This window comes from Streptomyces sp. NPDC003016, from assembly GCF_053591455.1.
Genome location: NZ_JBSFTV010000020.1, coordinates 32,355 through 55,413 on the forward strand (window position 1 = coordinate 32,355; position 23,059 = coordinate 55,413).

The 23,059-nt window shown below is 73.5% G+C and carries 19 protein-coding genes, 2 tRNA genes, 2 pseudogenes and 1 riboswitch; of the genes and pseudogenes, 14 read left to right on the forward strand and 9 right to left on the reverse strand.

The window, feature by feature from the left end; translation table 11 throughout:
* Positions 1-37: 37 nt before the first annotated feature.
* Complete coding sequence (locus ACWDZ4_RS18790) at positions 38-1,042, reverse strand: tetratricopeptide repeat protein (RefSeq protein WP_451509508.1); 1,005 nt, start codon at positions 1,040-1,042, stop codon at positions 38-40.
* Between the two features lie 318 nt (positions 1,043-1,360).
* On the opposite strand from ACWDZ4_RS18790, the gene ACWDZ4_RS18795 reads away from it, so the two are divergent.
* The 3 genes from ACWDZ4_RS18795 to ACWDZ4_RS18805 all read left to right on the forward strand — a co-directional run bounded on the left by ACWDZ4_RS18795 (position 1,361) and on the right by ACWDZ4_RS18805 (position 3,597).
* Positions 1,361-1,684: a DUF6412 domain-containing protein gene (locus ACWDZ4_RS18795; RefSeq protein ID WP_451509509.1), complete on the forward strand. Its 324-nt coding sequence runs from the start codon at positions 1,361-1,363 to the stop codon at positions 1,682-1,684.
* A gap of 112 nt (positions 1,685-1,796) precedes the next feature.
* On the forward strand, positions 1,797-2,615 hold the full coding sequence (locus ACWDZ4_RS18800) for a YidC/Oxa1 family membrane protein insertase (protein WP_451509510.1): 819 nt from the start codon (positions 1,797-1,799) through the stop codon (positions 2,613-2,615).
* 121 nt (positions 2,616-2,736) lie between these two features.
* Positions 2,737-3,597, forward strand: a complete 861-nt coding sequence (locus ACWDZ4_RS18805) for a fumarylacetoacetate hydrolase family protein (RefSeq protein WP_451509511.1) — start codon at positions 2,737-2,739, stop codon at positions 3,595-3,597.
* Positions 3,598-3,764: 167 nt separating this feature from the next.
* Here ACWDZ4_RS18805 and ACWDZ4_RS18810 read toward each other — a convergent pair whose 3' ends face one another.
* Positions 3,765-4,265, reverse strand: a complete 501-nt coding sequence (locus ACWDZ4_RS18810; RefSeq protein ID WP_451509512.1) for a heme-degrading domain-containing protein — start codon at positions 4,263-4,265, stop codon at positions 3,765-3,767.
* Positions 4,262-5,365 carry a Gfo/Idh/MocA family oxidoreductase gene (locus ACWDZ4_RS18815; protein WP_451509513.1) on the reverse strand — a complete coding sequence of 368 codons (1,104 nt, stop codon included), beginning with the start codon at positions 5,363-5,365 and terminating at the stop codon, positions 4,262-4,264. The genes ACWDZ4_RS18810 and ACWDZ4_RS18815 overlap by 4 nt, the downstream gene beginning before the upstream one ends.
* Positions 5,366-5,421: 56 nt before the next feature.
* Here ACWDZ4_RS18815 and ACWDZ4_RS18820 point away from each other — a divergent pair, with 56 nt between their 5' ends.
* The 5 genes and pseudogenes from ACWDZ4_RS18820 to ACWDZ4_RS18840 all read left to right on the forward strand — a co-directional run bounded on the left by ACWDZ4_RS18820 (position 5,422) and on the right by ACWDZ4_RS18840 (position 10,460).
* Complete coding sequence (locus ACWDZ4_RS18820) at positions 5,422-6,585, forward strand: ROK family transcriptional regulator (protein WP_451509514.1); 1,164 nt, start codon at positions 5,422-5,424, stop codon at positions 6,583-6,585.
* Positions 6,586-6,762: 177 nt separating this feature from the next.
* The gene (locus tag ACWDZ4_RS18825) at positions 6,763-7,653 is read left to right on the forward strand and encodes a hypothetical protein (protein ID WP_451509515.1); all 891 of its coding nucleotides are present in this window, start codon (positions 6,763-6,765) and stop codon (positions 7,651-7,653) included.
* A gap of 370 nt (positions 7,654-8,023) precedes the next feature.
* The gene (locus ACWDZ4_RS18830; protein WP_344497671.1) at positions 8,024-8,803 is read left to right on the forward strand and encodes an HAD-IIA family hydrolase; all 780 of its coding nucleotides are present in this window, start codon (positions 8,024-8,026) and stop codon (positions 8,801-8,803) included.
* 798 nt (positions 8,804-9,601) lie between these two features.
* A pseudogene (locus tag ACWDZ4_RS18835) lies at positions 9,602-9,781 on the forward strand (hypothetical protein); the annotation flags it as partial.
* Position 9,782: 1 nt separating this feature from the next.
* Positions 9,783-10,460, forward strand: coding sequence for a class F sortase (locus tag ACWDZ4_RS18840; RefSeq protein WP_451509516.1), 678 nt, complete (start codon positions 9,783-9,785; stop codon positions 10,458-10,460).
* Here the strand turns inward: ACWDZ4_RS18840 and ACWDZ4_RS18845 are convergent.
* Together ACWDZ4_RS18845 and ACWDZ4_RS18850 are read right to left on the reverse strand one after the other, a co-directional pair.
* Positions 10,424-11,230 carry a CbtA family protein gene (locus ACWDZ4_RS18845; RefSeq protein ID WP_451509517.1) on the reverse strand — a complete coding sequence of 269 codons (807 nt, stop codon included), beginning with the start codon at positions 11,228-11,230 and terminating at the stop codon, positions 10,424-10,426. The two genes, ACWDZ4_RS18840 and ACWDZ4_RS18845, sit on opposite strands and share 37 nt — an antisense overlap.
* A 17-nt stretch (positions 11,231-11,247) precedes the next feature.
* Positions 11,248-11,466: a CbtB domain-containing protein gene (locus ACWDZ4_RS18850; RefSeq protein ID WP_450258458.1), complete on the reverse strand. Its 219-nt coding sequence runs from the start codon at positions 11,464-11,466 to the stop codon at positions 11,248-11,250.
* Between the two features lie 34 nt (positions 11,467-11,500).
* Positions 11,501-11,666, reverse strand: a riboswitch (cobalamin riboswitch).
* A gap of 155 nt (positions 11,667-11,821) precedes the next feature.
* On the opposite strand from ACWDZ4_RS18850, the gene ACWDZ4_RS18855 reads away from it, so the two are divergent.
* The gene (locus ACWDZ4_RS18855; protein ID WP_451509518.1) at positions 11,822-12,856 is read left to right on the forward strand and encodes a glycoside hydrolase family 6 protein; all 1,035 of its coding nucleotides are present in this window, start codon (positions 11,822-11,824) and stop codon (positions 12,854-12,856) included.
* 129 nt (positions 12,857-12,985) lie between these two features.
* Here the strand turns inward: ACWDZ4_RS18855 and ACWDZ4_RS18860 are convergent.
* Positions 12,986-13,514 (reverse strand): annotated as a pseudogene (locus tag ACWDZ4_RS18860) (galactose oxidase early set domain-containing protein); the annotation flags it as partial.
* A gap of 88 nt (positions 13,515-13,602) precedes the next feature.
* A tRNA-Lys gene (locus ACWDZ4_RS18865) sits at positions 13,603-13,676 on the reverse strand.
* Positions 13,677-13,844: 168 nt separating this feature from the next.
* Here ACWDZ4_RS18865 and ACWDZ4_RS18870 point away from each other — a divergent pair.
* The 5 genes from ACWDZ4_RS18870 (at position 13,845) to ACWDZ4_RS18890 (ending at position 21,975) form a co-directional block, all read left to right on the forward strand.
* Entirely contained in the window at positions 13,845-15,185 is a 1,341-nt protein-coding gene (locus tag ACWDZ4_RS18870) for a peptidoglycan-binding protein (RefSeq protein WP_451509519.1), read from the forward strand.
* An 11-nt stretch (positions 15,186-15,196) separates the two neighbouring features.
* Complete coding sequence (locus ACWDZ4_RS18875; protein WP_451509520.1) at positions 15,197-16,594, forward strand: SPFH domain-containing protein; 1,398 nt, start codon at positions 15,197-15,199, stop codon at positions 16,592-16,594.
* A gap of 119 nt (positions 16,595-16,713) precedes the next feature.
* The gene (locus ACWDZ4_RS18880; RefSeq protein ID WP_451509521.1) at positions 16,714-17,304 is read left to right on the forward strand and encodes a lytic polysaccharide monooxygenase auxiliary activity family 9 protein; all 591 of its coding nucleotides are present in this window, start codon (positions 16,714-16,716) and stop codon (positions 17,302-17,304) included.
* Positions 17,305-17,411: 107 nt separating this feature from the next.
* Positions 17,412-18,680: a sensor histidine kinase gene (locus ACWDZ4_RS18885; protein ID WP_451509522.1), complete on the forward strand. Its 1,269-nt coding sequence runs from the start codon at positions 17,412-17,414 to the stop codon at positions 18,678-18,680.
* A 106-nt stretch (positions 18,681-18,786) separates the two neighbouring features.
* Positions 18,787-21,975 carry an amidohydrolase family protein gene (locus ACWDZ4_RS18890; RefSeq protein WP_451509523.1) on the forward strand — a complete coding sequence of 1,063 codons (3,189 nt, stop codon included), beginning with the start codon at positions 18,787-18,789 and terminating at the stop codon, positions 21,973-21,975.
* 62 nt (positions 21,976-22,037) lie between these two features.
* On the opposite strand, the gene ACWDZ4_RS18895 is transcribed toward ACWDZ4_RS18890, so the two are convergent.
* Together ACWDZ4_RS18895 and ACWDZ4_RS18900 are read right to left on the reverse strand one after the other, a co-directional pair.
* Positions 22,038-22,111 (reverse strand) — tRNA-Lys (locus ACWDZ4_RS18895).
* 72 nt (positions 22,112-22,183) lie between these two features.
* Entirely contained in the window at positions 22,184-22,942 is a 759-nt protein-coding gene (locus tag ACWDZ4_RS18900; protein ID WP_451509524.1) for an IclR family transcriptional regulator, read from the reverse strand.
* Between the last annotated feature and the right edge of the window lie 117 nt (positions 22,943-23,059).

Consider the following 23,059-nt stretch of genomic DNA (forward strand, 5'->3'; position numbering starts at 1 on the left):
GTTATCTGGGCTGCATGCGTGCCTGCCGGAGTCCTCGTTACATCCCGTGGCAGTCGCGGTAGGGGGTGTTCGAGCCGCACCAGCAGGGGGCGTTGCGGGCCGGGGGCCAGGAGGTTGCCCGGCCGCGGGCCGCCAGGGTCGTGGCGTACTGGGGGAGGAGGGAGCCGTCTTCGGGGGACGCTGATTCCGATGCGGCGAACGCCTCGTAGGAGGGGACCGTTCCGCGCACGATGCCCAGGTTCTGGGTGCCGGTCGAGGACAGGTCGCGCAGGGACGCCTCGACCGCGGACAGGTGGGCGCCGTGGGTGGGGTAGTCCGCCGTCAGGGCCGGGTACACGGCCAGGAGTTCGCGCAGCTCCTCCTCGGGCCAGTGCAGCATCGCCACCGGGAACGGGCGGGACAGCGCGGTGCGGTACGTGCCCAGTTCAGCGCGCAGGCGGGCGATCTCGGCCCGGAGTTCCGCCGGGTTGTCCGAGCCCAGCGACCACAGCCGGTTCGGGTCGTGCAGCTCGTCCAGGGTGATGGGGCCGGCGTTGACGGTGTCCGCCAGCGCGTCCCATTCGTCGTGCGGCAGGCCCAGCATGCGGCGTACGCGGTGGCGGCCGGTGAGGAGCGGCCCGGCCGCGTACGGGATCTCCTCCGACGGGTCGACGAGGAGGGTCACCGCGGCGGTGAAGGCGTCGTGGGAGGCGTGGAGTTCGTCGTGGGATTCGAGGGCCTCCGCGATGATCACCCAGGGCGCCGGCTCGCGTGGGGCCGCGGCGCGGATGCCGTCGATGATCGCGCGGGCCTCCGCCTCGTGGCCGTACTCCCACAGGTTGGCCGCCTTGAGGGCCTTCACGAGGGCCGGGTTGTCCGGGGCCTTCGTCAGGATCTGGTCGTACAGCGTGGCCGCGCGGGCACGGTCGCCGGAGAGTTCCAGGTGGGCCGCGGCCTGGAGGTACAGCGGCTCCTGGTCCTCGGGATACTGCGTCGCGGTGCGCAGCAGGCGCTCGGCTTCGGCGGTGTGATCGGCGTGATCGGCAGGCGTGTCGGGGCGCATGGTCCATACCGTACTGCTGTACGCCGCGCCGGTGAGAGAGCCCGGAGCGTCGGAGACCGGACACGATTCGGCCGGGACCACCAGGGACCACCAGGGACCATCGGCACCGTGCCCGGCGGGGATCGTGGCGCTCGCGGGGAACCTGGTGGTCGCGTTGTGCGTCTGTCAGTACGGGCCGCGTGCTGCGGACGCGCGGCCCGACGCGCAGGTGCGGCCTCGGATCCGGCCGATGGGAAGCGCCCGGCAGAGGTCGGCGGCGGTGTCGGTGTCAGTGCCGGGCATCAGCATCGTCCGGGAGTTGATGAGAGGAGGGGGAACGTGATCAGTTGTTCGGCGCGGTTGGCGCGCACGGCCGGCCTTGTCCTCTTCCTCCTCACCGAAGTCCTCCTCGTCCTCCTCGTCGAGAACGGCAGCTTCTCCGCCGCCGTCGCGGTCGCCGCCACCGCCGCGGCCGGTTCCGCGCTCGCCGCCTGCGCCCTCGTCGCGGCGCGCTCCGTCCCCGCGGTGCCACGCACCCGGGTGCGTACGGCGATACGGGACCGGGAGCAGCGCACCGCGTTCCTGCCCCAGCGTGATCCCGACGCGCGCGGGCGGACCAGGCCCCGGGCGCCGGGTCGTCGTCCTTCGACGACCACCGCGTAGGGACGCGAGCCGCCTCACCTCTCCTCCTGCCCTCACCTCGCGTGCTCCGCGTGGGTCGTCGATGCCGATCTGCCTCTCTTCCGGCACGACGAGACCCTTCGGAGGGCTCACCATGTCCGACTTCATGTCCGCCTTCGCCAGCCTGGTCACGCGCCTCGCGGATCTGCTCGAACCGTTCTTCCACGCCTCCGCCGCAGCCGCCGCGATCATCCTGTTCACCGCCTGCGTACGACTCGCCGTCCATCCGCTGTCACGGGCGGCGGCCCGCGGCCAGAAGGCCCGCACCAAGCTCGCGCCGCAGATCGCCGAGTTGCGCGAGAAGCACGGCAGGAATCCTGAGCGCCTCCAGAAGGCGGTCATGGAGCTGCACGCCAAGGAGAAGGTCTCGCCGCTGTCGGGCTGCCTGCCCAGCCTCCTCCAGCTGCCGGCGTTCTTCCTGATGTACCACCTCTTCTCGAACCGGCAGATCGGCGGCGAACCGAACGAGCTCCTCGGTCACGCCCTCTTCGCCAGCCCGCTCGGCGGCCGCTGGACCGACGCGCTGGCGGACGGCGGGATCTTCGGGGCGCAGGGGCTGCTGTACGTCGCGCTGTTCGCGGTCGTCGCGGCGGTGGCGACGTTCAATTACCGGCGTACCAAGCGGCAGCTGGCGGCCGCACCGGGCATGGGGGTGCCGGGGATGGGTGCCCCGGGCGCGGGCACGGGTGCGCAGGGCGGGCCGCAGGTGCCGGGCACCGGGGCGATGAGTGCGATGAGTGCGATGACCAAGGTGATGCCGCTGATGTCCTTCGCGACGCTCTTCACGGTGGCCGTGGTGCCGTTGGCCGCCGCGCTGTACCTGGTCACCAGCATGACGTGGAGCGCGGTCGAGCGGGCCTGCCTCTACCGGGACGTTCCCGCTGGTGGGGGCGCGGTTGCTACTGCCGCGTAGCAGTCCAGTCCGTGAACGGGGTCTTGCAGAGTGGACCCCGACCTTGGAGGATCGACCAATCCTCCGATGGCCGCACCCATCGGCCGGGGCCGGGCGCGACACTCGACCAAGGAGACTGACCATGAAGCTGCTGCGTGTGGGAACGGCGGGGGCCGAACGTCCGGCGCTGCTCGACCAGGACGGGACGCTCCGGGATCTGTCGGGTCTCGTCCCGGACATCGACGGTGACCTGCTCGCCGACGAGGCGGCCCTGGACCGGATCCGCGCGGCCGCGGCGGGCGGTGAGCTGCCGGTGATCGACGGCGCGGCCGGGACACGGGTCGGCCCGCCGCTCGCCCGTATCGGCAAGATCGTGTGCATCGGGCTGAATTACCACGACCACGCGGCCGAGACGGGTGCGGCGACACCCGCCGAGCCGATCATCTTCTTCAAGGCCCCGGACACGGTCGTCGGCCCCGACGACACCGTTCTCGTACCGCGCGGCAGCACGAAGACCGACTGGGAGGTCGAGCTGGCCGTCGTCATCGGCCGCACCGCCCGCTACCTGGACTCGGCCGAGGACGGGCTCGCGCACGTCGCGGGGTACGCGGTGGCGCACGACGTCTCCGAGCGCGAGTTCCAGATCGAGCGCGGCGGGACCTGGGACAAGGGAAAGAACTGCGAGACGTTCAACCCGCTGGGCCCGTGGCTGGTGACGGCGGACGAGGTGCCGGACCCGCAGGCGCTGGACCTGAAGCTGTGGGTGAACGGCGAGCTGAAGCAGGACGGCACGACGGCCGAGCAGATCTTCCCGGTGGGCGAAGTGGTGCGGTACGTGAGCCAGTTCATGACGCTGTACCCGGGTGACGTGATCAACACGGGTACGCCGGCGGGCGTGGCGATGGGGCAGCCCGAGCCGAAGCCGTACCTGCGGTCGGGGGACGTGGTGGAGCTGGAGGTGTCGGGTCTGGGGCGCCAGCGGCAGGAGCTCAAGGAGGCGTAGGAGGTGCAGGAGGCGTCATCGTCTCCCCGGCGGGGAGGCGATGGCGCGGGAACCCGGGTCGCCGGACGGCCTCCGGGCGTGCCCTCGATCGCCGGACGGGCTGGACGCTGCCGCGTCGTCCGGCGATCGCGTCGTCCGGCGATCGAGGAGTGGGGCCGGGGCGGGGCTCAGCCCTTGAAGCGGGTCAGGGCCTCCACCACCATCGCGTGGTCCTCCGCCTGCGGGAGGCCGGAGACGGTGACCGTGCCGATCACGCCCGCGCCCTCCACCGCGACCGGGAACGCGCCGCCGTGTGCGGCGTACACGTCCGGGTCCAGGCGCGAGGAGTCCTCGAAGGCCGTGCCCTTCGCACGGAAGCGCGTGCCGACCAGGTACGAGCTCTCCGCGTACCGCTCCACGACGCGTCGCTTGCGGTCGATCCACGCGTCGTTGTCCGCGCTCGACCCCGGCAGCGCGCAGTGGAAGAGCTGCTGCGTGCCGCGCCGGATGTCGATCGCCACGGGGGCGTCGCGTTCGCGGGCCAGCTCGACCAGGAGGCTGCCGAGTGCCCAGGCGTCCTCGTGGGTGAAGCGGGGGAGGACCAGGCGGCGTTCCTGGGCGGTCAGTTCGGCGATGAGTTCGGCGGCCGTGGGGCTTGCGGGGCTGGTCGTGGGGTTCGTCGGGCTCATGCGGGGATCTCCACGGTCACGCCCTCGCGGGCCGAGCGGCGCGCCGCCTCCAGTACGTCGAGTGCCGCGGCCGCCTGCGCCGCGGTGACCGGGGGAGCGGTCCGCGCGCGCACGGCGGTGGCGACGGCCGCGTAGTACGCCGGATAGTCGCCCGGCCGTGTCGGGACCGGGCTGCCGCCGCCCGTCGCCGGGGACTCTCCCGCGCCGATGCGGCCCCAGGCCGCCTCCGGCTCCTCGCCCCAGGTGCCGTCCGCCGCCGGCCGCCTGCCCTCGCGCAGTGCGGCCTCCTGCGGGTCCAGGCCGTACTTCACATAGCCCGCGCGCGAGCCGAGCACGCGAAAGCGCGGGCCGAGCTGGGCGGTGGTGGCGCTCATGTAGAGGTGCGAGCGGACGCCGTTCGCGTGCGTGATCGCGATGAACGTGTCGTCGTCGGCCTCGGCGCCGGGGCGGCGTACGTCGGACTCGGCGTACACCCGGACCGCCGGGCCGAAGAGCACCAGCGCCTGGTCGACGACGTGGCTGCCCAGGTCGTACAGCAGCCCGCCGATCTCCGCCGGGTCGCCCGACTCGCGCCAGCCGCCCTTGGGCTGCGGGCGCCACCGCTCGAAGCGGGACTCGAAGCGCTGCACGTCGCCGAGCTCGCCGGAGGCGATCAGCTGCTGGAGGGTGAGGAAGTCGTTGTCCCAGCGGCGGTTCTGGAAGACGGAGAGGAGGAGACCGCGCTCGTCGGCGAGAGCCGCCAGCTCGCGCGCCTCGGCGGCGGTGCCGGCGACCGGCTTGTCCACGACGACCGGCAGGCCCGCCTTGAGGGCGGCGGTCGCGAGGGGGACGTGGGTCTTGTTGGGGGACGCGATCACGATCAGGTCGAGCTCGTCCGCGCGCGCCCACAGCTCGTCGGACGAGGCCGCGATGCGGACGCCGGGGAACTCGGCGCGGGCCTGTTCCTGCCGCTCCGGGTTCGAGGTGACGACCGTATCGAGGGCGAGGCCGTCGGTGGCGGCGATGAGCGGGGCGTGGAAGACGGAGCCCGCGAGGCCGTAGCCCACGAGTCCGACGCGCAGCGGCGCGTGGGTGTCGGTATCGGTACCGGTGCCAGTCATGGCACCCACTTAAACAACGCTGTTGCCAAAGTGCAAGCGCGGTGGACAATGGGCTCGTGAACAGGAGCAATACGGGCGTGAACCTGCCGGCGCTGCGCAGCCACAACGCGGCGCTGGTCCTCGATCTGCTGCGCACGGCGGGCGAGGCGGGCATCAGCCGCCTGGAGCTCGCCGAGCGCACCGGGCTCACGCCGCAGGCCGTCAGCAAGATCACCGCGCGGCTGCGGGCGGAGGGGCTCGCGGCGGAGGCCGGCCGGCGCGCGTCGACGGGCGGCAAGCCGCGGACGGTACTGCGGCTGGTGCCGGACGCGGGGTACGCGGTCGGGCTGCACCTCGACCGCGACGAGCTGACGGCGGTCCTGGTGGACCTGGCGGGCGCGACGGTCTCGGCGCGGAGAACGCCGCTGGACTTCGGGGCGGGGGCACCGGCGGTGATCGAGGCGGCGTCCCGCGAGATCGCCGCCCTGGCCCTTCCCCCGCCCCGGACCCTCCCCCTCGCCCCACGGGGGCTGCTCGGGGTCGGGGTCGCCGTGCCGGGGCCGCTCGACCACGGCCGCGGGGTGCTGCACCGCGTCACCGGGTTTCCGCAGTGGGACGGCTTCGCCTTGCGGGACGTGCTGAGCGAGCGGCTCGGGCTGCCCGTCGTGGTGGACAAGGACACCAACGCCGCCGCTCTCGGACTCGCCCTCCGGGCCCGGCCCGCCGGCGGGTCCTTCGCGTACCTCCACCTCGGTACGGGGCTCGGCGCCGGGCTGGTGCTCGGCGGGGCCCTCTACCGCGGGGCGCGCACCGGGGCGGGCGAGTTCGGGCACCAGACGCTCCAGCTGGACGGGGTCCGCTGCTCCTGCGGCGGCCGCGGCTGCATCGAGGCGCTCTGCCTCGCCGCCGTCGCCCGCGGTGACCTCGCGGAGGCCGCACGGGTCCTGGGGGCCGGGGCGGCCAACCTCGCCGGGCTGCTCGACATCGACCGGGTGCTGCTCGGCGGGCGTGTCGTCGCCGCGGAGGAGGACGTGTTCGTACGGGGTGTCGGGGCGGTACTCGCCGCACTCGCCCGGCGCGAGGGCGGCGGACCCGCCGTGCCGGTCGCCGCGGCGGTGGGCGACGGGCGCGCCGTCGCCGACGGGGCCGCGCAGCTCGTCCTCGCCCCGGTCTTCGGTCATGCGGACGTCGCGTTCCCGGGAACCGGGGGCGCGGGGGGCGCCGGGGATGCGGGGGAGTGACGGGGAGCGACGGGAAGGGAGCGCGGTGGGTGGCCGGCGGCTGGTCCGTCGGAGGGATTTCATCCAGTCGTACAAGCACACCGGGGTGTGGCGTCCACGGCCCGCCGCGCACGCGTGGCAGGGTCACGGATCATGACCGGGCGATCTCGACCTGCAAGGGCTCGGCTCCTCGTGCGCGTGCGCGGTGCTCTCGCGCTCGGAGCCGCGGCGGCAGCCGCTGTGGTCTCTTCCGCGGCCGTCACCGCCCGGGCCGGCGACGGTTCGTCGGACGACGTCGCGGCCCTGGGCACCTTCGCGGACCAGCAGCCCTCCTGCGGTGACCCCGCCTCCCCCGGCTTCCCCCTCGCCACCCGCCTGCGCGGCGGCCCCGGCACCTACCGGGCGGGCGGCGCGGCGGGCGAATGGCGCCTGGAGCTCACCAACACCACCGGCCGGAGCTGCCGCAACATCCACCCGGTCGTCGTCCTCACCGACAAGGACCGGGAGCTCGACGCCGGGCAGGTGGAGCTGGAGTTCAACGACGGCGCGGGGCGGTGGATCGGCGTTCCCTTCGACACCACCGACGAGGACGAGCACATCGGCGTCTTCGACGGCGGCTTCCCGGGCTTCACCGTCGCCGCCGGCCGTACCGTCACCGTGAAGGTGCGGCTCGCCTTCGACTCCGGCACGGCTCCCACCGAAGCCGTCGCCAACGCCGCCGTCGTCCAGCGGCAGCCCGGCGACGGCGAGTGGGTCGGCGAGTCGAACGACTACCGCTTCGCCGTTGTCGGAGCGAAGGCGGATGCGGATACGGATGCCGACGTCGATACGGATGCCGGCTCGGACCCGGATGCAGAAACCGGTTCCCCCGTCGCCCCGGAGCCGGACGACCCCGCCGACGACCCCACCGACGCCCCCGACGGCCACCGCCTCGGCGACGACCCGGGGGGCGGTCTCCGCGAACCTCCCACCCTCGCCCGGACCGGCCAGGACCACCTGCCCGCGCTCGGGGCCGTCGCCGGCGCCTTCGTCCTCGGCGGCGCGGCTCTTGTGGCGGTGGCCCGGCGCCACCGCGCACCCCGGCGCTGAACCGGCCGTCCCCGCCACCGCCGCGCCGCGCCGCGTTCACGGCTGTCTGCGCACACCCATCCGTGGACTACCCGAAGGACTACCCGAACGCGCACGACGAAGCCCGCCCTCATCACCCGGCTGGTGTCGATCGCGTAAGACCTGCGCGTAAGACCTGCGCGTAAGACCTGCGCGTAAGATCTGGCGGTCCACAGGACCGTCCGGCTGCGCAAGCCAGGAACCCCCCGCTCGCAAATGGGGAGCATTCAACCAGTACCAGTTGTTGATCGTGAAGATCTGGGCCTTCTGACTAGGCTGGGGGCGCCGCCACAGCGCTGTCGCGGCGCCCCCAGCACACCGCACGATTTCTGTACGGCAGGAGCCCCCGCACATGGCAGAGCGCAAGCCGATCGAATCATGGCTCACCGACATGGACGGCGTTCTCATCCACGAGGGCACGCCCATCCCCGGTGCCGATGCCTTCATCAAGCGGTTGCGTGAATCGGGCAGGCCGTTCCTGGTGCTCACGAACAACTCGATCTACACCGCCCGCGACCTGCACGCGCGTCTCTTCCGCATGGGCCTCGACGTGCCCGTGGAGAACATCTGGACCTCGGCGCTCGCCACCGCCCGCTTCCTCGACGACCAGCGGCCCGGCGGCACGGCCTACGTCATCGGCGAGGCGGGACTGACCACCGCGCTGCACGACATCGGTTACGTCCTGACCGACCACGACCCGGACTACGTCGTCCTGGGCGAGACCCGTACGTACAGCTTCGAGGCACTCACCAAGGCGATCCGGCTCATCAACGCCGGTGCGCGCTTCATTTGCACCAACCCCGACGAGACCGGCCCGAGCCGTGAGGGCCCGCTGCCCGCCACCGGCGCCGTCGCCGCACTGATCACCAAGGCGACCGGCAAGGACCCGTACTTCGCGGGCAAGCCCAACCCGCTGATGATGCGCACCGGGCTCAACGCGATCGGCGCGCACTCCGAGACCAGCGCGATGATCGGCGACCGGATGGACACGGACGTCCTGGCGGGGCTGGAAGCGGGCATGGAGACGTTTCTCGTACTGACCGGTCTGACGGGGCCGGCGGATGTCGACCGTTATCCGTTCCGGCCGTCGACGATCGTCGATTCGATCGCGGACCTCGTCGACCGCGTCTGACCCGTCCGCCCCGCCCGCCCGCCCGCCCGCCCGGCCGTCCGCCCGGCCCGGCGGGGCCGGGCGGGGCGGCGCGCTCCGGGGCCCGTACGGAGCACTGGCGCGCCCCTGGAGATGCGGAAACGGCCCGTACCGGTGAATCTTCGTAAGACCAGGAGGTTCACTATGCGCTCATTGCAGTTTGCCCTGTGTGCCGGCGTGGCGGCCGCGGCGGTCGTCACGCCGGCGGCGACGGCCCACGCCGGCGACGGGGCCGAAGGCCGGATCGCCGTCACGCCGTCCACCATCGCGCCCGGCGGGGAGGTGGATCTGCAGGTCGACGTGTGCAAGGGCGGGAAGGCCACCGGCACGTCCGACGCCTTCTCGACGGCCGTCCACTTCAGCCCGGCCGCGGACCGCGGCGCCCTCTTCGCCGAGGCTCACATCCGGTCGGACGCCCAGCCCAAGGAGTACGAGATCCGGGTGAAGTGCAAGGACGGCGGCCAGGCCAAGGGGACCGTCACCGTCGTCCGTCCCGGCAAGCCCGGCCAGCGCCCCGGCAAGCCCGATCAGCGCCCCGATCAGCGCCCGGAGGAAAGTTCCGGCCAACGTCCCGGCCAGCGCCCGGACCAAAGTTCCGACCAGGGCCCCGGCCGCTACCCGGACCAGCGTCCCGACCAGCGTCCCGACCAGCGTCCCGAGCACCGCCCGGACCAGGACCCCGGCCACTACCCGGACCAGGGTCCCGGCCAGCGTCCCGACAGCCACCCGGGCCAGGGCCCCGATCAGCGCCCCGGCCACCGTCCGGACCAGCGCCCCGGCCATCACCCGACCCCCCACGCCCCCGTGCACGCGGGCGGCGGCGGTGCGGCGCAGCTCGCCGCGGCCGAGGAGGACGGGCCCGGGACGCCGCACACCGTGATCGGCCTCGTGCTGGCGGGCGTGGCGGCGGTGGCCGTGGCGTACCGGAGCGTGCGCCGTCGGCGTACGGACACGGACTGACATGTCCGGCGAGGACAGGCCGTCCGGTGGCGCACGGCTGCTGACCGGCGTGGCCTGGGCGGTGCTGCTGCTCGCGCTGTGGCTGTGGGGCCGCGGGACGGCCGACGGCCCCGGTGGCAGCTCGGCACCGACCACCGGAGACGTGGCCGCGGTCGGCCGCCCGCTGGGGGCGGTGCTGCCTCCGGCGCTCGCCCCCGTCGAGGGCGCGGCGCCGCAGCGCGTCGAGGTGCCGTCCATCGGCGTCACGGCGCCCGTCGTGCCGCGCGGGCTCGACACGACGGGCGCCGTCGATCCGCCGCCGTACAGCCAGCCGTCGAGGGTCGGCTGGTACGGGGACGGGACCAGGCCGGGCGCGGCGGGGGCCGCCCTGCTCGTCGGCCACGTCGACACCGAGAGCAGACCGGCCGTCTTCTACCATCTGAGCGCGACCCGCCCCGGTGCGAAGGTCCGGGTGACGGGGGCCGGTGGCGAGAGCCTGGAGTTCACCGTCGACGACGTCCAGGTCTTCACCCGCGAACGCTTCGACCCGCAGAAGGTGTACGGCCCCCGCGAGAGCGGCCGGGCGGAACTGCGCCTGATCACCTGCGGGGGCACGTACGACAAGAAGGCCCGCACCTATACGGCGAACGTCGTGGTGTCGGCCTACCTGACGGGCGCCTCCAGCCCGGCCGGCGTCTGAGGAACGGGCTCCGGGGACAGGCCCCGCCCACGCCCCGCGGCCCGCAGCCCGAGCCCGCCGAACACCGCGGCGAACACCGCCCACAGCAGCGCGTGCGAGGCCAGCGACAGCATCCGGAAGTCCCACAGCAGCGTCGCCGCCACCGGCACCTCGTCCGGGTTGCCCGGCAGCGCGAAGAGCACCGCCAGCGTCGCCACCGCCGTGACGGCCACCGCGACCTGGCGCACCGGGACCGGCCGGTCGGCGAGGCGTACGTACACCTGCCACGCCAGCACCATGCCGAGGACGCCGATGACGACGGCGGCCAGCCACAGGGCCTGGCGGTCGGCCACGGTGCCGGAGTCCCCGACCCCCGGCGGGCTCGCCGGGTAGCGCAGCCCCGGCAGCAGCGAGACGGCCACGAAGGCGGCCGCGCCGAAGGTCAGGGCGCGGGGCCACGGCCGTTCGCCGATCCCCGTACGGCGGTGCACCAGGGCGTACACGAGGGCGGACAGGGCGCCCAGCGCGAGGCCCGCGACGACCGCCGTGACGACCAGACCGGCGTGCTGGGTGGAGCGGGAGAAGAGTTCCTCGTGGTGCTGGACGGCCGTGGCGGCCGCCCCGTGCGCGTGCTCCGTGGCGGCGGAGCGTGCCTCTTCGAGGCGGATCGCGCGGTCCATCAGGGGCTCGGCGAGGAGCAGCGAGAAGAGGCCGGCGGCAAGGCCGGCCACCCCGCCCGCCGCCAGCCCGCGCCCGAGCAGGGGCAGGACGGGTGTGACAGGTGCGGACATGGTGCGTACGGCCCCGATCAGTGGCAGGGGGCACCGAAGAGGTGCCGGCCGTCGTGCGAGAACTCGTGCAGGTAGTCGCCGGTCGCGGAGACGACCGTGCCGTTGTCCATGAAGACCGCGTAGAGCGCGATCAGTGCGACGATCGCCGCGGCGGCCATGATCAGCCAGTCGCGGGTACTGGTCGCGGCGGACGCGACCGCCGCGGTGTCGGTGTGCTGCGCGGTGTGCAGTGACATACCGGTGAGCCTCCTTCTGGGGTTTCCACGCCCCATGGCAGGAGAACGACGGGTCAGTTCCTGACTTCCGTACGGGGGCACTCGGGCTCTCGTACGGTCACAGTGGCGGGACCGTCCCGGACTCGCACCGGGTTCCTGTCCACCGTCGTCTCGATGTGTGGAGTTGTCCCCCGGAGAGTCCCAGTCTGGCTGAACACTGTCAACAGGCCGCCGCGCGGGCCCGCCCGCCCCCGCCTCCGTGCCCCCTGTCTCCCATGTCCCGTGACGGACCCGTGTGTCACGATGGTTTCGACCGGATGTGTCCGGGGGGAGGCCGGGGGGCCTCAGCTATGTCGGTGCGGTCGAGGGGGAGTGGATGTACGGCAGTTGCGGCGACCGTAGACGCAAGGGTGTCCGGACGGTCGCGGTGGGGGCCGTGGGCGCCGCGCTGCTGCTGACGGGCTGTTCCTCGTCCGGCGGCGACGGGGGCGACGATACGGAGCAGCCGTCGGTGAAGCAGCAGCCGAAGGGCAGCGACCCGTACTGGGTCAATCCGGAAGGAAAGGCCGCCCAGCAGGTCACGCAGTACGCCGAGCGGGGCGACGACGAGAAGGCCGGGCTGATCAGGAAGATCGCCGAGCAGCCGGCCGCCGAGTGGATTCTCCCGGAGAACGCCGAGGCGCGGGCCAGGGGCTTCACCGAGGCGGCCGAGAAGGCCGACCGTGACGCGCTGCTCGTCCTCTACAACATCCCGCACCGCGACTGCGGGCAGTTCTCGAAGGGCGGCGCGGCCGACGGCGACGCCTACCGGGCGTGGGTCGACGAGATCGCCCAGGGCATCGGCGGCCGCCCGGCCACCGTGATCCTGGAGCCGGACGCGCTGCTGCACCTGGTCGACGGCTGCACGCCCGAGGAGTTCCACGAGGAGCGGTACGACCTCCTCAAGGGCGCCGTCACACGGCTCAAGCGGCAGCCGAAGACCAAGGTGTACCTGGACGCGGGCAACGCGGGCTGGAAGTCGCCCGACGCGCTGTTCGAGCCGCTCCAGCGGGCGGGCATCGCGGAGGCCGACGGCTTCTCGGTGAACGTCTCCAACTTCCAGACCACCGAGGTGAGCAGGGACTTCGGCAAGAGGCTCTCGGCGAAGGTCGGCAACAAGCCCTTCGTGATCGACACCAGCCGCAACGGCAACGGCCCGTACACCGGGGGCGATTCCGCGGAGAACTGGTGCAATCCGCCGGGCCGCGCGCTCGGTGAGAAGCCGACCACCAAGACCGGCGACGACCTGGTCGACGCCTACCTGTGGATCAAGCGTCCCGGCGAGTCGGACGGCGACTGCAGGGGCGGCCCGAAGGCGGGCGAGTGGTACGAGGAGTACGCGCTCGAACTGGCCCGCAACGCGCAGGAGTAACCCTGGCTCACACGAAGGGAAGGGAGGGCCTCTCCCTCGGGGCGGCCCTCTCCCTCGGGGCGGCCCTCCCCCTGCCGTCCTGCCCGGGTGCGTTCGTGTCCGCGCCCGCGCCCGTCTCCGCGCCCGCCAGGGGGCCTCGGTCCAGACGCCCTCCGAGGGGGTGCCCTGGTCGTCCGTCACGAAGAGCGTGTAGCAGCCGGAGGGGACCAGCGTCCGGTTCTTCGGCACGGTGGCCGAGATGCCGTTGCCCGCCTTCTTCACCTTCAGTGCGACCGTGCGCTGGTCGACGTCGGTGACATGGGTGACGGCGCCGGGCCGCATCAGCTTCGCGTCCTCGACGGACGCGGCGTGCGCCGTCCTGAAGATCGCGGTGGAACCCCGCTCGACCGTCTTCGGACCGCCGGCGAGCTTCGGCCGCGCTTCCCTGAAGAGGTACGGCGGCGTGTAGATCTCGATGTGCTGCTCGAAGACGCCGGGCCCGGTGCCGGCCTTGCCCGGCGTAGAGCGGGTCGGACCCGAAGATCATGACGCGTCCGTCGGGGAGCAGCAGCGACCCCGAGTGGTAGTTGCGGCCCACGGCCGGGTCGGCCACCCGGCGGTACGGGCCGGCCCGGCGGTGATGCCCCGTGCCCGTCCTTCCCCTTCTTCCTGTTCCTCCTCTTCCTGGCGCACGGTCCAGCTCCAGGCGCGAAGACCGGAAAATACCGAAGCCCCCTCACGCTGAGTGAGAGGGCTTCGGTGGTGCGTGCGCCGCCAGGGACTCGAACCCCGGACCCGCTGATTAAGAGTCAGCTGCTCTAACCAACTGAGCTAGCGGCGCCTGCTGACTCGGAGAACTTTACCCGATCGGCGCGCGTGCTCGGGACCGACCACGCCGAGAACAGTCCGATTAGTAATTATTTGTGCCGTTAACATGCATGATGTACAGGTAATTGAAACACTGTCACCTGTGTATACGCGCCACAGGAACCCACGGGAGGGGAACCGCATGACGATGCCGGTGTTCGAGGAGTACGAACCCGCGGCCGACTGCGGCTGCCCGGGCTGTGCCCAGCGGCGCCGGGCCGCCGCCCTCGGGCTGGCGGTCGCGGCCGGCGGCCACCCGGCCGCCCACGGAGCCCGCCGCGCGCTGGTCCTCGCCACCGCCGCGGGCGTGGTGCTCGGCGGCGGAACCGGCGCGGCGGACGTCGCCGCCACCGGGCACGCGCCCGCCAGGACGGGCGCCGACAGCGACCCCGACACCCCGCAGGGCGGAAGCGGCCCGCTGCACGGCGAACGGCCGGGCGGGGCGGGGTGGACCGAGCAGCCCGGCCGGCCCGGGCACCCCGCGCAGGCCGTGAACGTGACCCCGGCCGCGTCCACCGCACCCACCCCGCGCGGCATCACCAGGGCCGAGATCCTCGAACGCGCCCGGCGCTGGGTGACCGCCAAGGTCCCGTACAGCATGGAGAAGTACTGGTCGGACGGGTACCGGCAGGACTGCTCGGGCTACGTCTCGATGGCCTGGAACCTCGGCAGCAACGAATGGACGGGGAGCCTCGCCGAGTACGGCACGCGGATCACGCGGGACCAGCTCGAACCCGGTGACATGCTGCTCTTCCACAATCCGGCCGACCCCACCAAGGGCTCGCACGTCACGATCTTCGGCGGCTGGACCGACGGCACCCGCACCCGCTACATGGCCTACGAGCAGACCCGCCCGCACACCCGTCACAAGGCCACCCCGTACGCCTACTGGAGCAACTCGTCGCGCTACATCCCCTACCGCTACAAGGGCGTCAGCGCCGGCGGCGGTGACACCCCCGCCGAGACGGCCTATCCCGGCGCGGAATTCTTCGGGCCCGGCGCGGACAACGGGTACGTCACCCAACTGGGGCGGATGCTCGTCGACCGGGGCGGCAAGCGGTTCTACGCCGAAGGCCCCGGGCCGCGCTGGAGCGAGGCCGACCGGCGCGCCACCCAGGCGTTCCAGCGGGCCCAGGGCTGGCGCGGGGCGGAGGCCGACGGGCTGCCGGGCCCGCACACCTGGCGGCTGCTGGTCCAGGGCGCGGGCAAGGACATCCCGGGTGTGGCCGGCGGCGGAACGCACGCCACGGCGTTCCCCGGACGGGGGTACTTCAGGCCCGGCCAGTCGAACGAGTACGTCGAGAAGCTCGGCCACCAGCTGGTGAGGAAGGGCTACGGCAAGCACTACGCGTGGGGGCCGGGGCCGCACTGGAGCGAGGCGGACCGGCGCAACGTCGAGGCGTTCCAGCGGGCCCAGGGCTGGCGCGGCGCGGCGGCCGACGGCTACCCCGGCCCGCGGACCTGGCAGCGGCTCTTCGCATGACGGAGGCAACGATGAGCACCACGGCTTCAGAGACATCCGAGGCACCCAAGACATCCGGGGCACCCAAGGCGTCCGGGGCGGCCAAGGCGTCCGGGGCGGCCAAGGCGTCCGGGGCGGCCAAGGCGTCCGGGGCACCCAAGACGTCCGGGGCGGCCAGAACATCCGGGGCGGCCAGAACATCCGGGGCGGCCGGGCCGGTCGGGGCAGTTGGGGCGGTCGGGCCGGAAGGCTCCGCCCCGGCCGCTCCCGAGCGGCCGGAGACCCGGCGGGCCCCGGTCATCAGGAACGAGACCACCATCGAGATCCCGGTGCACCTGCTGTTCCGCGACGACACCGGACCGACCGCGCTGACGCTGCCGCCCGGCGCCACGGTGATCAGGCGCAGGAAGGGCGCCGCCGAACGGCCGCGCCCCGAGCGCCGGGCCGCGGCCCTGCGACCGTCCGAGGCCGTCTCGCCCGCCTCCGCACCGCTGTCCGGGCAGGTGCGGTCCCTGCGGCCCGCCACGCCCGCCGATCCCGGGCTGTCGGAGCGGCCCGGCCCCTCGCTGTCCGGCTGGAGCGCGGTCGTCGTGGGGGCGGGCGCGCTCGCGGCGGGCGCGGCGGCGGTGTGGTGGAGGGGGGCGGTGCCCGCGCGGGCCGCCGAACTGCTCGGGCTGCCCCCTCGCCCGTACCACGGCATCGGGCTCGGGACCTGGGCGGTGCTGGCCGTGCTGGTGCTGGTCGTGCTGTTCGCGTTCGGCGGTCTGGGGCGCGGGCGGACCGGATACGCGTGGGTGCTCTCGCTGTTCGGCGACTACCGGGGGACGGTGCGGCGCAGCGGCCTGGTGTGGGTGAGCCCGCTGCTGCTGCGCCGCCGGATCGACGTACGGCTGCGGCACTGGCGCAGTGAGCCGATGGAGGCCGTGGACGCGAACGGGGTGGCGCTGCGGGTCGTGGTGCTCGTGGTGTGGCGGATCAGGGACACGGCGCGGGCGATGCTCGCCGTCGAGGACCACACGCGGTATCTGCGCGAGCAGGTCGAGGCGGCGATGGCCCGGGTGCTGTCGCAACTGCCGGCCGACGCCTTCCACGACACCGCGCCGACGCTGCGCGACGCGGAGGCGGTCGGTGACGCGCTGACCCGGATGCTGGCGGCGGAGGCGGCGCCGGTGGGCATCGAGGTCTTCTCGGCGCAGCCGACGCGGATCGAGTACGCGCCCGAGGTCGCGGCGGCGATGCGGCGCAGGCAGGTCGCCGTGCTCGACGCGCAGCACCGGGACAGTGTGCTGTCGTCGGTGGTGGACGCGGTGGACGACACGGTGACGCGGCTGACCTCGCGTGGCCTCGTGGAGCTGGACGACTACGAGCGCAAGGCGCTCGTGAAGGACCTGACGGTGGCCTTCTACACGGGCCGTGGGGAGGGTCTGTGAACGCATCCGCGATTGGTCTGGACATGTTCATGACCCGTTAATACATTGGGACTTGGTCTAGACCGCACAACACGCGCGCAGCACAGCTCACAGAACTGCCCCCACGTTCAGGAGCCAGCATGCGAATCAAAACAGGTGCGGCCGTGGTCGGTCTCGCGATAGCCGGGGTGTCCTTCCTCGCCACCGGCAGCGCGAGCAGTCACGGCTACACCGACTCACCCATCAGCCGTCAGAAACTCTGTGCCAACGGCACGGTGACCGGCTGCGGAAACATCCAGTGGGAACCGCAGAGCGTCGAAGGGTCGAAGGGATTCCCCACCTCCGGCCCGGCCGACGGCAAGATCTGCTCCGGCGGCAACAGCCAGTTCGCCCAGCTCGACGACCCCCGTGGAGGAGCCTGGCCCGCCACCAGGCTCACCGCCGGTCAGGGCTACGGCTTCCGCTGGCAGTTCACCGCCCGGCACGCGACCAGCGACTTCAGGTACTACATCACCAAGAACGGCTGGGACTCCAGCAAGCCCCTCACCCGGGCGGCCCTCGAATCACAGCCGTTCATGACGGTCCCGTACGGCGGTCAGCAGCCGCCCGCCACCCTGACCCACCAGGGCACGGTCCCGACCCAGAAGACCGGGCGGCACATCATCCTGGCCGTCTGGAACGTCGCGGACACGACCAACGCCTTCTACGCCTGCTCCGACGTCCAGTTCTGACGACCGGTCTGTGAGGGACGGGGCGGGGTCCGCCCCGTCCCGTCCCTCAGCACACCCTCCCGGCCCGGAGGGCGGCCGCCCGGCCGCCCCCGCATACCGTTGCCGTCATGACGCGCGCCCGTACCCTCCGACAAGCCCTGACCAGGGCCGACTACCTCCGTACCGGCTGGCCCTGGCGTGCGGTCGCGTATCTGGTGAGCAGTGCGCTCACCGGAGTGCCCGCCCTGCTCGCGCTGCTGCTTCTCGTGGTGTTCTCGTTCGGCCTGATCGGACTGCCGCTGCTGCTGCTGGCCGGAGTGCCGCTCGCGGCCGCCGAGCGCCGGCGGCTCGCCCTCGTCGACCCGGAGGCCGCCGACGACCCGCACCGCGCGCCCGCCGAACCCGGACTCGCCGCCTGGGCCGGGCTGCGCCTCACGGAGCAGGCGACCTGGCGCGAGCTGGCGTACGCCGTGCTCCACGCCTTCGTCCTGTGGCCGCTCGACCTGCTGGCCGTGACGGTCGGCGTCGGCCTGCCGGCCGGGCTGATGGCCGCCCCCGTGCAGCTCGCCGTCGACGGGGAGGAGGCCCGGGTGGTCAAGGGACCCCTGATCACCACCTACCCGGAGGCCTTCGCGTCGGCGCTCCTCGGGCTCGTACTCCTCGCCGTACTCCTCTACCCCCTCGGGGTGATCGCCGGCGCGCGCTCCCTGCTGACCCGGCTGGTGCTCGCGCCCCGCGAAGGCGAACTGCGCGACCGGCTGGTCGAGGTGACCCGCTCGCGGGCCCGGCTCGTCGACGCCTTCGAAGCCGAACGGCGGCGTATCGAGAGGGACCTCCACGACGGTGCCCAGCAGCGGCTCGTCGCCCTGACCATGGCACTCGGCCTGGCCCGGCTCGACGCACCGCCGGGCCCTCTCGCCGACCGGCTCGCCCGCGCCCACGAGGAGGCGGGCAACGTCCTGACCGAGCTGCGCGCGCTCATCCACGGCATCCACCCGCAGGTGCTCACCGACTACGGCCTCGGGGAGGCCCTGGCCGACGCCGCCGACCGGTCGGCCGTCCCCGTGGACACCGACGTCGACCTGCCCCGGCTGCCCGCGCCCGTCGAGGCGGCCGGGTACTTCGCGGTCTGCGAGGGCCTCGCCAACGTCGCCAAGCACAGCGGCGCCACCCGCGCGTCGGTCGTCGCCCGGCACGAGGGCGGTCTGCTCCGGATAGCGGTACGGGACGACGGGGCGGGCGGCGCGGACGCCTCCGCCGGCACCGGGCTGACCGGACTGGCCGACCGGATCGCCGTGTTCGACGGCACGCTGGCGGTCAGCAGTCCGCCGGGCGGGCCGACCGTGCTGCGGGTGCGGATCCCGTGCGAACCGACCGCCGACCGCATGGAGTCCTGACCGGAACACACCGTCCGTCGGCCCGTCCGCGTGACACGGGGCGTGCGGTGCGGCAGTAGTGGGAAGGACCACGACTTACGAGTCCCAGGGGGCAGTTGTGCCGTCCATGCCGATGCCGATGCCGCGCAGGCGGTTCCTCCAGTCCGCCGCCGGGACCGCCGTGGCGGGGGCGGCCGGGGGCCTGACCGCGGGCGCGGCCCCCGGTGAGGCGGCGGCCGCGCCGCCCGCCCGCACCGGCCTGCGCTTCACCGCCGTCACCAACGGCGCGGCCGCCCCGGCCGGCCCCGGCGGCGCGTTTGTCGCCGAGGTGCAGAACATCCTCTGGGCGATTCCGCGCGACGGCTCCCCCGCCACCGCCCTCACCCCGCCCGACCTGGAGCCGAACCGGCCCGTCTGCTCGCCGGACGGGCGACACATCGCGGCGGCGTGCTTCAAGGGCGGCCAGTTCCACCTCTGGGTCATGGCCAGGGACGGTTCGGGCCCGCGCCGCCTCACCGAAGGCCCGTGGGACGACCGGGCGCCCGCCTGGTCCCCGGACGGCTCCCGCATCGCCTTCTCCTCCGAGCGCGGCGGCGACCCGGTCGAGGGCAGCCCGTACCGGATCTGGTCCGTCGACGTACGCACCGGAAGACTCACCCGGCACACCGGCCTGCCCGGCCAGGAGGGACCGGGCCAGGACGCCCCCTGGGAGGACTTCGACCCCGTCTGGTCGCCGGACGGAACCAGGATCGTCTTCGTCCGGGGCACCTTCGACGCGGCCGCCGCCGCCCTCACGTCCCGCACCCTCGCCGCCGTCCCGGCCACCGGCGAAGGCCCCGTCACCGTCGAGCACACCGACCCCGGCCCCGGCAATCTGCTGACCCCCGCCCTCTCCCCGGCCGGCCGCCGCGCCTGGCTGCGCACGCTCGCCCCCGCGCCCGGCCGCTACGAGCAGGTCACCCTCGTCGTGGACGGCGAACCCGCCGCCGTCGACGGCGAGATCGCCACCGCCCCGCCCCGCTGGCTGGACGACGAACGGCTGCTGCTCACCGTCGACGGCCGGTTCCGGATCCTGCGCCCGCACCGCGACGCCCCCGCCGACACCGTCCCGTTCGCGGCGACGCTGCCCGTCGTACGCCCCCGGTACCGGACCAAGCCGTACGACTTCGAGCCGGACCGCGCCCGCCCCGTGCGCGGCGTCCACCTCCCCGCGCTCTCCCCGGACGGCCGGTCCGTCGCCTTCGCCGCCCTCAACGCCCTCTGGACCGCACCCGTTTCGGGAACCCCGGCCGCCCCGCGCAGACTGGTCCGGGCCGCCCCCACCACCTACCTCCAGGGCCCTGTCTGGACCCCGGACGGCACGGCGCTGCTGTACGTCGACGACCGCGCCGGACTCAACGCCGTACGCCGCCACGACCTGACCACCGGCGAGGACACGGCGGTCACCGGACCCGGCCGCGTCCACGCCGCGCTCTCCCCGGACGGCAAGCGCCTGGCCGCCCTCGACCTGGCCGGGAAGCTGATCGTCCGCGACCTCGCCACCGGCGCCGAGCGCACCCTCGCGTCCCCGCTCGGCGGCGGCGGACTCCCCGGCCGCCCCAGCTTCTCGCCGGACGGCCGCTACCTCGCGTACTGCGACCGCAACCGCCTCAACCTCCGCCACCGCGAGGGCTACAACCTCATCCGCGTCGTCGACACCACCACCGGCGCCTCCCGCCTCCACGCCCTGGCCCCGCACGTCTCGCTCTCCGACCGGTACGCCTCCGGGCCCGTCTGGTCCCCCGACGGCCGGACCATGGCCTGCGTCAGCGAGTCGGCCCTCTGGCTGCTCCCGGTCCGCCCGGACGGCACCCCCGACGGAGAGCCCCGCCGGGTCACCGCCGACGACGAGCCCGCCGACCACCCCTCCTGGTCCGCCGACTCCCGCGCGCTCCTCTACCTCTCCGGCGCCCGCCTGCGCCTGCGCCCGCTCGACGGCGGCAGCCCCCGCACCGTCCCGGTCCGCCTCACCTACCGCCGCCGGGCGCCCGTGGACACGGTGGTCCACGCGGGCCGCCTCTGGGACGGGACGGCGGACGGCGGCGACGCGTTCCGCGAGGACGTCGACATCCTCGTCCGCGCCGGCCGGATCACCGCCGTCGAACCCCACCGCCCCGGCCGCCGCACCTCCCGCCGCGTCGACGCCTCCGCCCGTACCGTGCTGCCCGGCCTGTGGGACACGCACACCCACCCCTGGCCGTACACGTACGGCGCCCGCCAGACGGCACTGAACCTGGCGTACGGCATCACGACCACCGTCTCCCTCGCCGGTTTCAGCCACGAACAGGCCCGCCTCCGCGAAGACCTCACCTCCGGCCGCCTCACCGGGCCCCGCCTGCTCACCACCGGTGAACTCCTCGACGGCTCCCGCGTGGCGTACAGCATGGGCCGCGCGCACACCACCCGCGCGGGACTGCGCCGCTCACTGGCCCGGGGCGAGGCCCTGGGCTGGGACTTCGTGAAGACGTACGTCCGCGCCCCGGCCTGGGTGATGGAGGAGGCCGCCCGCTTCGGCCACGAACGGCTCGGCGTACTGTCCGGCTCCCACCTCTGCTCGCAGGGCGTCCAGACCGGCCAGGACCTGACCACCCACCTCGTCGCCACCGAACGCGCCGACCACGGACACGGCGCGACCGCCGGGGGCGTCACCCACCAGGACACCGTCGAGAACTACACGCGCGGCGGCCTGCACCTCGTCGAGACCCCCTTCACCGCGGGCCACCTGATCGCCGACACCCCGGAACTCGCCGACGACCCCCGGGTGACCGCGATGATGCCGCCGTGGGACGCCCGGGCGGTCCGCGCCTCGGCCGCACGGACACCGGCCGACAGCGAGCGGCTCGCCCTGCGCCGCGAGATGGCAACCGTACGCACCGTGATCAAGGGCGGCGGCCGGGTCGCCCTCGGCACGGACTCGCCGATCACCCCGGTCGGCCTCTTCCTCCACCTCGGCCTGCGCGCCCTGGCGCGCCACGGTTTCACCCCGGCCGAGGCGCTGCTCACGGTGACCGCTGTCCCGGCGAAGATCTTCGGCGCGGAGCAGGACCTCGGCACGGTCGAACCGGGCAGGCTCGCGGACCTGACGATCGTCGACGGCGATCCCTTCACCGACTTCGACGACCTGGTGAGGACGGACCGGGTGCTGATCGCCGGCCGGGTCCATGAGCGGGCGGCCCTGGAGCGTACGTACGCCAGGACAGCAGACCGTACGACCGCTGCCGCGTCCGGCGACTGGGCGGCGGCCGGCGCCCAGATGCGCCACGACGGCTGCTGCTGAGGCGCCGGGAAACGGACGGGACACGAAAAAGACCCCCGCTTTCGCGGGGGTCTTTCCGTCTGTGCGCCGCCAGGGACTCGAACCCCGGACCCGCTGATTAAGAGTCAGCTGCTCTAACCAACTGAGCTAGCGGCGCTTGACTCGTAAATAGTACCTGGTCCGAAGGGGTGCCACGAACCGGCCCGGGGCCGCCCCCGGACCGCCCCGGTCACAGCGCCAGCGACAGCACCACCGGCGCGGCCCTGCGGTTCAGGGTGTCCGCCGCGGAGCGCAGGCGGTGGGCGTGCTCCAGCGGCAGGGACAGGGCGAGGCAGCCCACCGAGGAACCGGCCGTGAGCGGCACGGCCGCGCAGACCGTGCCCACCGCGTACTCCTGGAGGTCCAGGACCGGCACCGTGGGCGGCTGACTGTCCAGCTGCGAGAAGAGGACCCGCTCGCTGGTGATCGTCCTGGAGGTGAGCCGGGCGGTCTTGTGGCGGGAGACGTGGTCCCGGCGCCCGTTCTGGTCGAGCTGGGTCAGCAGGCACTTGCCGATCGCGCTCGCGTGGCCCGCGGACCTGAAGTCGAACCATTCGTTGACCTTGGGCGTGCGCGGCCCCTCGGCGACCTGCACGATCTTGATCTCGCCGTCGATGTAACGGCTTATGTAGATCGCCGCGCCCACCGAGTCGCGCAGCTGGTCGAGGTGGTGGCGCAGCTTGGCCCGGAGCGCCTCGCGCCGGGTGGACCCGGAACCGAGGAGCACGAGCGAGTCGCCGACGGCATAGGCGCCGTCCGCCACCTGTTCGACGTACCCCTCGCGGCGCAGCATCAGCAGCAAGGAGGCCAGATGGGCGGTCGGGAGTCCGGTCTCGCGGGCGATCTGCACATCGGTCACACCGCTCCCGTGCCTGGAGACCGTCTCCAGCACACGCAGGGCGTACTGCACCGAGTGGAACGGTGCGGTCGGCTCCGGCTTCAGTGCCACGGTTCCCCCTACCAGGTTGTGACCGCTTGCATCTGTTCCACGATAGCCGCCAAGAGCCCTTTGCGGGGGAGGGGTTGACAAGATGGGTGGCGCGCACCAGGCCCGTAAGCTGGGACG

What these genes read in the sequence shown, in the direction of transcription:
- ACWDZ4_RS18805 (WP_451509511.1), top strand. Translation starts at nt 2,737, where the DNA reads ATGAAGCTGCTGCGTGTGGGAACGGCGGGGGCCGAACGTCCGGCGCTG.
- ACWDZ4_RS18790 (WP_451509508.1), bottom strand. Translation starts at nt 1,042, where the DNA reads ATGCGCCCCGACACGCCTGCCGATCACGCCGATCACACCGCCGAAGCC.
- ACWDZ4_RS18870 (WP_451509519.1), top strand. Translation starts at nt 13,845, where the DNA reads ATGACGATGCCGGTGTTCGAGGAGTACGAACCCGCGGCCGACTGCGGC.
- ACWDZ4_RS18850 (WP_450258458.1), bottom strand. Translation starts at nt 11,466, where the DNA reads ATGTCACTGCACACCGCGCAGCACACCGACACCGCGGCGGTCGCGTCC.
- ACWDZ4_RS18800 (WP_451509510.1), top strand. Translation starts at nt 1,797, where the DNA reads ATGTCCGACTTCATGTCCGCCTTCGCCAGCCTGGTCACGCGCCTCGCG.
- ACWDZ4_RS18845 (WP_451509517.1), bottom strand. Translation starts at nt 11,230, where the DNA reads ATGTCCGCACCTGTCACACCCGTCCTGCCCCTGCTCGGGCGCGGGCTG.
- ACWDZ4_RS18855 (WP_451509518.1), top strand. Translation starts at nt 11,822, where the DNA reads ATGTACGGCAGTTGCGGCGACCGTAGACGCAAGGGTGTCCGGACGGTC.
- ACWDZ4_RS18840 (WP_451509516.1), top strand. Translation starts at nt 9,783, where the DNA reads ATGTCCGGCGAGGACAGGCCGTCCGGTGGCGCACGGCTGCTGACCGGC.
- ACWDZ4_RS18875 (WP_451509520.1), top strand. Translation starts at nt 15,197, where the DNA reads ATGAGCACCACGGCTTCAGAGACATCCGAGGCACCCAAGACATCCGGG.
- ACWDZ4_RS18810 (WP_451509512.1), bottom strand. Translation starts at nt 4,265, where the DNA reads ATGAGCCCGACGAACCCCACGACCAGCCCCGCAAGCCCCACGGCCGCC.
- ACWDZ4_RS18890 (WP_451509523.1), top strand. Translation starts at nt 18,787, where the DNA reads ATGCCGATGCCGATGCCGCGCAGGCGGTTCCTCCAGTCCGCCGCCGGG.
- ACWDZ4_RS18815 (WP_451509513.1), bottom strand. Translation starts at nt 5,365, where the DNA reads ATGACTGGCACCGGTACCGATACCGACACCCACGCGCCGCTGCGCGTC.
- ACWDZ4_RS18880 (WP_451509521.1), top strand. Translation starts at nt 16,714, where the DNA reads ATGCGAATCAAAACAGGTGCGGCCGTGGTCGGTCTCGCGATAGCCGGG.
- ACWDZ4_RS18830 (WP_344497671.1), top strand. Translation starts at nt 8,024, where the DNA reads ATGGCAGAGCGCAAGCCGATCGAATCATGGCTCACCGACATGGACGGC.
- ACWDZ4_RS18885 (WP_451509522.1), top strand. Translation starts at nt 17,412, where the DNA reads ATGACGCGCGCCCGTACCCTCCGACAAGCCCTGACCAGGGCCGACTAC.